Annotated in this window: 5 protein-coding genes; all 5 read left to right on the top strand. The window is 43.8% G+C overall.

Translation table 11 applies throughout. From position 1 onward, the window contains the following. Positions 1-91: 91 nt before the first annotated feature. The 5 genes from infB (at position 92) to AC59IL_RS09560 (ending at position 13,254) form a co-directional block, all read left to right on the top strand. Entirely contained in the window at positions 92-3,277 is a 3,186-nt protein-coding gene (gene infB, locus AC59IL_RS09580; RefSeq protein WP_496551893.1) for a translation initiation factor IF-2, read from the top strand. Between the two features lie 219 nt (positions 3,278-3,496). Further along, positions 3,497-4,867 (top strand): peptidylprolyl isomerase, encoded by a 1,371-nt coding sequence (locus tag AC59IL_RS09575; protein WP_496551892.1) that lies wholly within the window; start codon positions 3,497-3,499, stop codon positions 4,865-4,867. A gap of 367 nt (positions 4,868-5,234) precedes the next feature. After that, a complete protein-coding gene (locus AC59IL_RS09570; protein WP_496551891.1) occupies positions 5,235-10,253 on the top strand; it encodes a PAS domain S-box protein in 5,019 nt (1,672 codons plus the stop codon). 16 nt (positions 10,254-10,269) lie between these two features. Continuing rightward, positions 10,270-10,911: a response regulator gene (locus AC59IL_RS09565; RefSeq protein ID WP_496551890.1), complete on the top strand. Its 642-nt coding sequence runs from the start codon at positions 10,270-10,272 to the stop codon at positions 10,909-10,911. A gap of 495 nt (positions 10,912-11,406) precedes the next feature. Beyond that, positions 11,407-13,254, top strand: coding sequence for an amidophosphoribosyltransferase (locus AC59IL_RS09560; protein WP_496551889.1), 1,848 nt, complete (start codon positions 11,407-11,409; stop codon positions 13,252-13,254). Positions 13,255-13,312: the final 58 nt, after the last annotated feature.

Here is a 13,312-nt window from a genome sequence, read left to right as displayed (position 1 = left end):
CTGTAGTCACAAATGTGATCAATGTGACTTTTTAAGAGTAATTTGCTTATCCAAACAGCAAACAAAACAAAAAATTGTCTTACAATAACGAATGGCAGAAACAACAACACTTAGATTAATGGCCGCAGCCAAAGAGTTTAACATCGGCAAGGAAACGCTGGTAGACTTTTTGGTAGGAAAGGGATTTAGCAAAGACGATCTAAAACCCACGTCTAAACTGACGGAGGATATGTATCGCGCTTTGCAACAGGAATTCCAGAGTGATAAAGTGGCCAAGTTAAAAAGCGACCAGATCGATCTGCCGAAGGGAAGTTTGGAAGCAAAGAAAAAGAAAGAAGAAGATGCTGCTGCCGCTGCTGTGGCTGTGAAAAAAGAAGTGGTTAAAAAACAGGAACCGGCTCCGGTTGTTGAAGAAAAGAAAGTAGAAGAAGTTGTTGAGGTAGCTCCTCCACCGCCGCCCCCTCCGCCACCGCCTGTAATTGTTGAAACGCCGGAAACGCCGGTAATTCCGGAAACGCCGGAAGTAGTTCCGATAATAGAAGTAAAAGAAGAAGAAAAAGTTGTAGAAGAGCCCAAAGTCGAGGAAAAACCTCAGCCTGAGCCTCAACCGCAACAACCCGAAATAACAAAGGTCGAAACGCCCGAAATTGAAGGGCCTAAAGTATTAGACAAAATCGATCTTTCGGCTATTGATTCATCGACCAGGCCAAAGAAAACGCCTATTGTTGTAAAGAAAAAAGAACCTGAACAACAACAGCCGGTTAAACAACCGAAAGAAGAAAAACCGCCGGTTCGGGAAGAAAAGCCGAAAAAGCCCAAAGAAGAATCCGCACCCGTGGCAGAGGAAAAGGTGAAAAAGCCAAAAGAAGAAGTGGCCCCACCTGCTCAGCCTATAATAGTTGAAAAGAAAAAAGAACCGGAAGCTGTGCCACCGGTAAAAGAAATTCCGAAACAAAAGGAAGAGGAAAAAGAGGAAGCGCAGCAACCGGTCATTGAAAATATTAAAGCAGATAAACTTACGGGACCGAAAATTCTGGGCAAAATTGAACTACCGGTTGGCGACGAAGCCCGCACCAAACCGAAGCAGCCCAACGAGGAAAAAAGGAAGCGCAAGCGTATTCCTATAGAAAAGAAAGATCAACAGCAAACGCCGCAGGAACGGGCTCAACATCTCTTCAAAAAAAGAGAACCCGGCGATCAGCGTGGAGGCCAGGGTGGCCAGCAACATGGTCACGGCCAGGGCCAGGGTAACCGCCAGGGCGGTCACCAGCAAGGCGGCGGCGGTAATTTCAGAGGTGGTGGTAATCGTGGCCCGAACCGGCCAGGAGGCAATCGCCATATATCGCGCGAGCCCAAAGAGATCAACGAAAAAGAAATACAGGATAAAATACGCGAAACACAGGCTAAATTGTCTGGTGGCGGTGGCCGCGGAAAGAACCTCAAAGCCAAACGACGTTATGAAAAACGTCAGGGTATGGCCGAACAGGGCGCCGGCGATCAGCAGGACAATAAGCTGCAGGTAACGGAATTCATCAGCGTAAGCGAACTGGCCAATCTGATGGACGTAAGCTTTGCCGAAGTTATCAGCAAGTGTATGAGCCTGGGTCTGATGGTGAGTATCAACCAGCGTCTCGATGCCGAAGTAATTGAACTGGTAGCCGGTGAGTTTGGATTTGAGGCAGAGTTCATCGATATGGAAAAGCAGATGGAAATGGAGGAAGAGATCGAAGAAGATGCTGATGAAGATCTGTCGCACCGGGCGCCTATTGTTACCATCATGGGTCACGTTGACCACGGTAAAACCTCGTTGCTCGACTACATTCGTAGCGCTAACGTGGTGGCCGGTGAAGCGGGTGGTATCACCCAGCACATTGGTGCCTATGAGGTAACATTGCCGAATAGTAAGAAAATAACATTCCTCGATACACCGGGTCACGAAGCGTTTACTGCCATGCGTGCCCGTGGTGCCAAGGTTACCGATATTGCTGTAATTGTTGTTGCTGCCGATGATGCGGTGATGCCGCAAACTAAGGAAGCTATCAGCCACGCACAAGCTGCCGGCGTTCCGATGATCTTTGCGATAAACAAAATCGACAAGGAAGGCGCCAATCCGCAAAAGATCTATGAACAACTGGCCGGTATGAACCTGCTGGTTGAAGAATGGGGCGGTAAATTCCAAAGCCAGCAATTAAGTGCTAAAAAAGGATTGAATGTAGACTCGTTGCTTGAGAAAATTTTGCTTGAAGCCGAACTGCTCGATCTGAAAGCAAATGCCGATCGCGAAGCATCAGGTACTATTATAGAAGCTACGCTCGATAAAGGACGTGGATATGTGGCTACCGTACTGGTTCAGAACGGAACGCTGAAAAAAGGCGATCTGGTTGTATCCGGTCAGTTTTATGGCCGTGTCAAGGCCATGTTCAACGAACGGAACAAATCGGTGGGTGATGCGCCCCCTTCAACACCCGTGCTGATATTAGGGTTGAATGGTGCCCCGCAGGCTGGTGAAAAATTCCGGGTATACGAAGATGAAGCCGAAGCTAAAGAAGTAGCCAACCGCCGCGCACAAATTTTACGCGAACAGGGTATACGTACCAAAAAGCATATCACGCTCGATGAAATTGGCCGTCGTTTGGCATTGGGCAACTTCAAACAGTTGAACCTGATCATCAAGGGCGACGTGGATGGATCGGTTGAAGCGTTGAGCGACTCATTGCAGAAGTTAAGTACCGAAGAAATTGTAGTATCGGTTGTACATAAGGCAGTGGGTGCCATCAGCGAAAGCGATGTTATGCTGGCTACCGCATCCGACGCCATTGTATTAGGATTTAACGTACGGCCTTCGGCACAGGCTAACAAACTGGCCGAAAATGAAGGAGTGGAAATTAAACTGTACTCCATCATCTACAATGCCATCGAAGAAATCAAGAGCGCGATGGAAGGTATGTTGGAGCCGAAGATCACTGAAAAGATCGTGGCCAATGTTGAAGTGCGCAATGTATTCAAATTCGATAAAGCAACCGTTGCCGGATGTTATGTACTGGATGGAAAAATTCAGCGTAACTCGAAGATCCGCGTAATTCGCGACGGTATCGTTGAATATCCCAAAGGTGAAGGTCAAAGTGCTGAACTGCAGTCATTAAAGCGTTTCAAAGACGATGTGAAAGACGTTGTTTCGGGTATGGAATGCGGTTTAACCGTTAAAAACTTTAATGATATTAAGGTAGGCGACATCATCGAAGCCTTTGAATTGGAAGAAGTAAAACGAACATTATAAAGGTACAAGGCACAGGTTACAAGGTACAAGTCCTGAGTTTCGGGCTTTCCCTTGTTTCCTGTGCCTTTTTTCTTTCTTATGCCCTGGTTCCAGGACCTTGAGCCTTGTATCTTGAATCTTGTGCCTTATCAGCTTATTCTTTTGTTAAATAACCTTACCTCCACTGTATAATCATTGGGGTAACCACTAAATTCGCCTTATCTCTTCAAAAACTGTAAGATGAAATCTGTTTTTACTTTCCTTTCAGCCTTATTGTTAGGTACAATAGCTTTTGCCCAGGCTCCCCGCAAGGTGGTGGCCGACAAAATAGTTGGCATTGTGGGCGATAAAATTATTCTGAAATCAGATGTATATAACGATATACTCGACCGGCAGCGGCGCGGGGAACAAATACCCGAAAACGCCAATTGTTCTATCATGGAACAAATTCTTACCCTGAAAGCATTGGTGCTGCAGGCCGAGAAAGACTCCATTCAGGTAGGCGATGATGAAATAGACGCCCTGCTCGATAATCAGATCCGCGGTTTTATAAATATGTACGGTTCCAAGGAAGCCCTCGAAGAGATCGCTGGCAGAACCGTTTACCAGATCAAAGAAGATTTTCGCCAAACTTTTAGAGAAAGGAAACTGGCCGAACGCATGCGCGATAAAATAGTAGAAGGTGTTAAGATTACCCCGCAGGAAGTAAAAGACTATTTTTCAAAGAAAGATCAGAATAACTTACCCTTTTACGAATCGATGGTTGAAATAGGCGAAATAATTGTTTTTCCAAAAGCAAGCCGTGACCTCGAAAAATTAACCATCGACGAACTGAATGATTTTAAAAAGCAGGTTGAATCGGGCCAGCAGAAATTTGAAACGCTGGCAAGGTTGTATACCGATGACCCCGGCAGTAAGGAAAACGGCGGACAATATTCCATAAACCGTTCCGAAAAAAGCTGGGACCCCGCCTTTTTGAACAATGCTTTCAGGCTTAAAGAAGGACAGATTTCCCCGGTATTTAAATCGAAATTCGGATACCATATTCTTCAAATGGTAAGCCGGGCTGGTGACGATGCCGTCGTGCGCCATATATTACGTATTCCGAAAGTTACCGACGACGAAATCAACGAAGCCATCAATAAATTAGATTCTGTTCGCGCCAGATTAATTGCAGGTACCATAACCTTTGGTGAAGCAGTGAACAGATACAGCGAAGACGACAATTCAAAATTCACCGGTGGTATAAGACAGGGACAAACAGGTACATTAATGGAGTTGGGCCAGTTAGATAAAGACATGGTTGAATTACTGGCAAAAACCAACCTGAAGGCAGGTGAGTATTCGAAACCTACTCCGTTCACCGATGAAAGAGGCAAAAAAGGCGTAAGGATCGTTTATCTTAAAACACGCACTACGCCACACCGTGAAAATATAAAAGACGATTACGACCGTTTGGCCAAAGAAGCCATAGAAATAAAAAAGCAACGCTCGCTTGAAACCTGGTTCGCTTCTAAAATTCCTTCGTATTACATTATGATCGACGAGGAGTTCAAAAACTGCAGCACCCTGCATAACTGGATGCAGTATGCTTCGGCCCCCGGCAAGTAGCCCTGAGCGAAGCCTGCCCGACCACCTGGCGGGTCGAAGGGATTTTTCATTGAGCGAAGTCGAAATATCATTTATAAAAAGGCACCGGATATACCAAACCGGTGCCTTTTTTTAACCGTGCCACGGCTCAAAGCTGTGGCACGGTTTGCTTTTATGGCCAACCCATTGATAAAGTGTTATATATACCCATAGTTACTATCTCACCTGTATATGCGGTAATCAGCCAGAAAAAAGTAAGAGAAAACCCTTAAATAACCCAGAAAACGTATGATATTATGTTTTTATAAACCAGCTTTGTAGTACTTTGTATAAGTATTTACATGTAAATAGAGCCTTATAATTATCATGTAATACTTTCAAAAGCTGTATGCTTAAACAGTCAAAGAAATCCATTCCTGATGTAGGTCCTGATTTTAGCGCCCTCCGCCTGCAAACTGATAACGCGGGTATCATTCTGTCTGCCTCCCCCTCACTTCTTTTGTTTTTAGGTAAACAGCAAAAAGAACTCCCTGGAAATTCTATAAAAAAAATTATTGATGCCGGCCATAAAGCCAAAATTTCTTCCATACTAAATAATGGTATCGAAGATGGCTCACTGGTTCCATTGCATCTTAAAGGCAGCCCCGGCCACACCGTTGTTTTTAAAATCAAACATAAAAAGAAGAGTAATAAAAAAGCAGCCATATTAGAGTGGAAGGCTGTTGATGTTAAAGCTCAGGCAAATACAGGCGACGCCTTTAACCTGTTCGAAAAATTTTTCCGCAGATCGGGCGATCCCGTATGCCTTGTTGATGCTTCGGGCATATTCAAAAAAGTAAACCAGGCTTTTACTGAGCTGCTGGGCGAAGGTGAAGAAGTATTGCACGGCAAATTATTTATTGATTTTGTTCATACCGGCGACAGGCCTTCGATACCTGATATTGATAATATCTTAAATAACGGAAAACAGTTTGAAGCAAGATATTACCAAAAGGGGAAGGTAAAATGGCTGTTGTGGTCGGTTACCCATTTGCAGGATGATCATTTAATATTGCTTGCAGGCCGCGATGTTACCGACAAAAACCAGTTTGAAACCGAGCTGAAAGCAAAAAGCGAAGAACTTGATCTCATTGTATCCTCGCTCGATGATATAGTTTTTGAGTATGATGAGCAGTTCAGGTTTAAAAAAGTATGGTGCCATAACAGCACATTGCTTAAAATATTGCCTGCTGAATTTTTAGGCAAAACACCACAACAGGTATTTGCCGGCGAACCCTACATTGCCCAATTGTTTACCGAAGACCTGCAGCAGGCATTGTTGCATAAAAACGAAATTGAATACCGCGATTTTTTTATAGCTGCCGATGATGAAATAAGGTGGTTTAATTCAAAAATATCTCCCCTTTTTCATGCCGATGGATCGCCCAAAGGGCTTGCCCAGCGCATCACCGACATTTCGGAAAAGAAAAAGGTAGAGCTGGCCATTGAACAAAAAAGCATTCAGTTAAAAAATGCACATCAGGAGCTGAAAGATGTAATTGAACGGTACCAGGTATTTGTACAGCAAAGCTCTGAAATTATATGGCGGTGCGAATTACAAAAGCCGATCAATATTCACGATAGCGAAGACGAACAGCTGCAACAATTGTTCGAAGGCTATATGGCAGAATGTAACGATCAGATGGCGCATTTTTACGGCTATAAAAATGCCGCAGCCTTAACCGGCAAAAAGATATCCGTTTTTTTTGATAGCAATGAGCCGGTTACCAATCAAATTGTACGTGAGTTTATTCAGCAGGGATATAAGCTGTATCGCCGGTTATCGATGCACATCGATCACGAAGGCAACCAACGATATTTTCTCAATAACCTCGTAGGTGTTGTTGAAAACAACAGGCTGTTGCGGGTTTGGACCACCCAAAACGAAATCACACAGCAACGCATGGCCGAAAAAGCCAACCGGTACCAGGCCAGTGTGCTTGAGAATGTATTTGATGCTGTAGTTTCTTCCGACGCCGATTTTCGTATCAGAAGCTGGAACCACGCAGCAGAAAAATTATTCGGTATAAAGGCCGCCGATATTATGGGCCATATGCTCGACGGATTTATTGAGCTTAACTACCAGAACACCACATCCGAAAAACTGTTGCACGAATTGTATGAAAACGGCACATGGTCAGGAGAAGCCTTTTTTATTCGGCCATCAGATAAGAAAAAGATCGTTTTCTGGTCGTCGGTTTCGCTGTTAAAAAATAAGTATAACCGCATTACCGATATTATTGCCGTTAATAAAGATATTACCGAACGAAGGCAGGCCGAACAGGCGATTCGCGAAAGTGAAGATCGCTTCAGGCAGTTTGCCGATGCCGCCCCCGTAATGATTTGGGTGTCGGATGAAATAGATAATACGATATACGTAAATAAATGTTTTGAACAATTTACCGGTGTAACTATTAATGATGTTAAAGGCGATGGATGGGAAAAGATCATTTACCCCGCCGATATACCGGTAGCCATCGAAAAATATAAAAAGTATTTTAAGTTCAGGGAATCCGTTGTATTGGAGTACCGGCTTAAAAATAAAGAAGGCGAATACCGCTGGGTGCTCGACCACGGCGCCCCCCGCTTTTTGGAAGATGGCACCTTTGTAGGATATATCGGCTCCATAGTAGATATACACGATCGTAAGCTGGCCGAAGAAAAGATCCGCTTTCAGGTTCAGGTGATGGAAGATGTTTCGGAAGGCATTATATCAACCGACCTTGATTTTACAGTAATATCATTTAATAAAGCGGCTGAAACCATATACGGCATTCAGCGCAATGAAATAGTTGGAAAACGGTTAACCGATTTTATCGATCTCACCTATGTTTCCAATACCTGGGAAGATGCATTAAAACAACTGCACGAAACAGGCAACTGGGAAGGACAAGCCTGGTACAACCGCCACGATGCAAAACGTATTTACCTGTATTGCTCCCTGTCGTTTGTAAAAAATGAGCGCGGTACGCGCATAGGGCTCGCAGGTATTTACCGCGATATCACCGAGGCGCGGCAATCGCAGGAAGCCTTACGTATTAATGAAGAAAGATATCGCTCGGTAGTACATGCCCTGGGCGAAGGCATTATGATGCACGATAAAAACGGCGAGATCATAACCTGTAACCATAGTGCAGAAATTATATTGGGCATACCGGCCAGCATATTGATCGGCAGAACTGCCTGCGGAACCGAAAACCTGTGTATTTATGAAGATGGAACGCCCCTGGCTACCGATCAGCATCCTTCGCTGATAACACTTAAAACAGGTAATTCGCTGCAAAATGTAACACTTGGCTTTCAGCGTTCAGATGGTACGCTGGTTTGGATATCAATGAACACCGAGCCGGTTTATTATACACAGCAGCGCATACACCCCGATGCTGTAGTATCGTCGTTTGTTGATATTACACAAAAAAAGGCGGCGCAAATTGAGCTGAAGCGCAGCCAGCAGCAACTTAGCGAATATTCTGAACGTATTACGAATATATTAGCCAGCATAACCGATGGATTTATTGCAGTAGATAAAACCCTGCACATTATTTTGTGGAACCATGCCGTTGAGCGCATAACCGGGTTGCAAGCAAAAAATGTAATCGGGCTGAGCGTAAAACAGGTATTCCCCAATTTAGGCGCAACCGACGAATACCATCATTACATTGAAGCAATCAATAACGGCACCTCAGCCAATTTTGAACATTATATTCCGGTATATAACCGCTGGCTCGAAACCAGTATATACCCGTTTTCGCAGGGGGCATTTATTTATTTCCGCGATATAACCGAACGTAAAAAGCAGGAAAGTCTGGTAGAACTTGAGAAAGAAGTACTGAAAGTGAATGCGCGGCCTGCTTCGTCATTAAAAGCAACCGTTGACTTTTTTCTTGAAGGGCTCGAACGAACTTTTCCCGAAACATTGTGTTCGGTAATTATTCTGAGCGACGATAAATTAACCATTCAACATTTGTCGGCCCCCAGCCTGCCGGCAGAGTATGCAGCCTCCATTAATGGTACCAAAATTGGTCCGGTGGTAGGTTCGTGTGGTACGGCTGCATATCTGAAAGAAAGAATAATTACAACCGATATTGAAACAGACCCCCTGTGGGCCGATTATAAACACCTCGCATTACCCTATGGGTTAAAATCATGTTGGTCGTTCCCTATTATTAATGCAACGAACGATGTGCTGGCAACCATTGCCGTGTATCGCCGTTTTTGCGCCGTACCTACCGAAAAAGAACTGAATTTATTTGAGCGTGTAAGCAGTTTGCTGAGGATCATTATCGAAAACAAAATCGCCGAGTCGAAGATCAGGCTAAGCAACGAAAGGTATTTATTGGTAACAAAAGCTACCAATGATGCTATCTGGGACTGGGATGTAAATACCAATACGCTGTACTGGGGCGAAGGCATTTACACCCTGTTTGGCTTTAAGCCCGGTTATATCGATAACTCATCGAACTTTTGGGAAAACTGCATTCACCCCGAAGACCGGGAACGGGTAATATCGGGGTTGGATAAGTTTATAAACGGTAACACCTCACAAATTTGGGAAGATGAATACCGTTTCAGAAAGCCCGATGGTGAATATACATTGGTGTACGACCGCGGCTTTTTGATTTACGACCATACCGGAAAAATTGCCCGTATGGTGGGCTCGATGCAGGATATCACCGATAAAAAGGAACTTGAAAAAAAGCTGCTGAAACAGGAGGTCGACAAACAAAAACTGATTGCACAGGCAGTGGTAAATGCACAGGAAAAAGAACGGGCCGAAATTGGCAAGGAGCTTCACGACAATGTAAACCAGATTTTGTCGACCGCCAAATTGTACCTCGAACTGGCGCAAACCGATGATGACAGCCGACTCGACCTCATCAGCCGGTGCACCCGTAATATTTCAGATGCTATTAATGAAATTCGTACTATTTCCCGTTCACTGGTACCACCCAGCGTTGGCGACCTCGGCCTGGTAGATTCAATTCAGGACCTGGTTGAAAATATAAAAGCTACCAAAAAATTACATGTTGAATTTTATTATACAGGATCGGTTGACGATTTGCTGGATGAAAAAAGAAAGCTGATGCTCTTTCGCATCATTCAGGAGCAGGTTAATAACGTGCTCAAACATGCGGCGGCGAATAACCTGGTGATTGAATTAATAGCCGATGCCGAAGGCCATGTTGTTGACCTTACCATAAGCGATGATGGCAAAGGGTTTGAACTGGAAAATATTCGGTTAAAAAAAGGCGTTGGTTTATCCAATATAACAAGTCGCGTGCAGTTATTTAATGGCAGTGTAAATATTGTTACGGCTTTGGAACAGGGCTGTAAGCTAAAAATAAACGTTCCTATTTCAAATATTTAAAATCCCCCGTTTGGTTATGGAAAAAATAAGTGTATTAATTGCTGATGATCACAAACTGATACGTGAAACCTGGAGCTTCATTCTGAATAATGACCCCCGGTTTACCGTAGTGGCCGAGTGCGGCGATTCGGAGCAGGCGGTTGAAATGGCTAAAAACAAAAAACCGCAAATAGTGCTCATGGATATTAACATGCTGCCTATTTCGGGCTTTGAAGCCACCGAAAAAATCAGAAAAGTTTCTCCGGCATCGCGCATTATTGGTATTTCAATGCACTCGCAGCCCGCATATGCGAAAAAAATGCTGCAGATAGGCGCCCGCGGCTATGTTACCAAAAACTCATCCAAAGAAGAAATGATTACTGCCATCATGGAGGTGCATAACGGTAACAAATACATTTGCGATGAAATAAAAAATAATATTTCTGAACTGGTGCTTGAAGAAAATAAAGATGTGCCGAATGTAAACGCATTAACCGAGCGCGAAATTCAGATCATTAACCTTATTAAAGAAGGCCAGTCGTCGAAAGAAATTGCGGGTACCCTTAATATTTCGCTCAAAACTGTAGAGGTGCACCGGCATAATATTCTGAAAAAACTGAAGCTAAAAAATTCAGCTTCGCTGGTGAACTTTATCAACAACGTTGCCACCAGCATTTAGCAGGTACCATGCACAGTTAGTTGGTTTTTTACTTACATATGCAAAAAGTATATGTAGAATTTTTGGCGGCAACATATGCAAAAACCGGAAAATAAGTGGTTTCATAGTGGCCAAATGGGGGTCATTTAGATGGTCATATACGTGTAAACCATTAGTTCCGGCTGAAAAAATTCATTAAGTGTCAGAAATACACTGAAAGATTTATGATTTCTTTCAGAAAATGTAGGAATTTAGCAGTACCAATATCCAATGGAAGCAACAAAATCCAACGTCCAAAGGTCCAAATCCTGATGAAAACCGAACCGTCCAATGCCCGTTTAACTAAAAACTAAACCGGCGCAGATATTGATCCAATGTCCTAAAGAGGAACAACCCCCAATACCTATGAAGACTGGGGGTTTTTTTTATTTTCTTCTCCCCACTTCTACTCTTTATCTTCTTTGTAACTTTTTTCGCTGTAACTTTGCGCTTTCTTTTTCAACCCAGGAGCTATTCATGAGTGATGCAATAAAACATGAATGCGGATTGGCATTCATCAGGTTACGGAAGCCGTTCTCCTACTATTTGCAACAATACGGTACAGTAATGTGGGGCCTTAATAAACTGTACCTGCTCATGGAAAAGCAGCACAACCGGGGCCAGGATGGCGCTGGTGTAGCAGCTGTAAAACTGAATGTTGAACCTGGTTATCCCTTTTTACAACGCATTCGCAGCAGTGCTCCGCAGCCAATTGCCGATATTTTCCGACAAATAAATCAGGAAGTAAAGGAGCTGGAAAAATACCAGCCCGATGTAATGAAGCATCCCGGCCTCATGAAAGGGCACATTTCGTATTTAGGCGAATTATTGCTCGGTCACCTGCGCTATGGCACACAGGGAAAGAACAATGCTGAATTTTGCCATCCTTTTATAAAACGGCATACCATCCCGGCCCGCAACATGGCCCTGGCCGGTAATTTTAACCTGGTTAATACCGACGAATTATTCGACCTCATTAATATTGAACCCGGCGAGTTCCAGAAGCAAAGCGATCTGGCCGCTATGATGGAAGTGATCCATCATTTTTTGGTGAAATATGATGAAGAATCGCCCGGCGATGTGGATGTGCTTGGGGTATTGCGAAAAGCAGTGCCTTTGTTCGATGGCGGTTTTACTGTTGGTGGTCTGCTGGGCAATGGCGACTCCTTTGTTTTTCGCGATGCCAATGGCATTCGCCCTGCTTATTATTATATAAATGAGGATATAATTGTAGCTGCTTCTGAGCGGTCGGCCATTCGCACGGTGTTTAATGTAGGAGAAAACGAAGTGAAGGAGCTGATGCCGGGTATGACCCTGATAGCAAAAGCCGATGGATCGATCATAATAGATAAAGTAGTGGAGCCCAAAGAACGCCGGGCCTGCAGCTTTGAACGTATTTATTTTTCAAGAGGCAGCGACGAAAAGATATATCGCGAGCGAATTGCGCTTGGTTACAACCTCAGCGACCAGATATTGAGTGCGGTAGATTACGATCTTAAGAATACCATTTTTTCTTTTATACCCAATACGGCCGAAGTAGCTTTTTATGGTTTGTGGAAGGGCCTCGACGATTATTTAAAGAAGGTAAAAATTCAACGAATTTTATCGTGGGGAAAAGATATTACCGAAGAGAAGCTGTCGGAGATGATCAATCGTAAAATACGTATTGAGAAAATTGCTATAAAAGACGTTAAGATGCGCACATTTATTACGGAAGATGTAAGCCGTAATGAAATGGTGCAACACGTTTATGACGTAACTTACGGTACGGTCGAAAAAGGCGCCGATACCCTGGTGGTGATCGACGACTCCATTGTACGCGGTACTACCCTTAAAGAAAGCATTGTGCGTATGCTGGCGAGGCTTGAACCTAAGAAGATCATTGTGGTTTCGAGTGCTCCGCAGATCCGCTATCCCGATTGCTATGGTATCGACATGAGCAAACTGGGTGATTTTATTGCTTTCAAAGCGGCTATTGAGCTGATGAAAGAAAACGGCAAAGAAGCCTGTTTACAGGAATTGTATGAGAAGTGCAAAGAATTGCAGCGTATGGGTCAATTGCATACCGAAAATGTAGTAAAACAGGTATATAAACCATTTACAACCGAACAGATTTCCGATAAAATTGCAGAATTAATTACTCCAAAAGGCCTTACCTTGCCTGTGCAGGTGATATTTCAAACCATTGAATCACTTCACAAGGCGTGCCCAACCAATACAGGCGACTGGTATTTTACTGGAAATTATCCTACTCCCGGCGGCAACCGTGTAGTTAATAAAGCGTTTATTAATTATATGGAAGGCAAAAACGTACGCGGATACTAAAAGGGACCCTATTCTGTTGACAATTACCAGATTATTTAAGCATTTTTTAAATCAGGTT

This window comes from Niastella sp. sgz303648, from assembly GCF_059587045.1.
The sequence above is the reverse complement of the archived record's forward strand: the minus strand, read 5'-3'. Positions and strand labels throughout refer to the sequence as shown.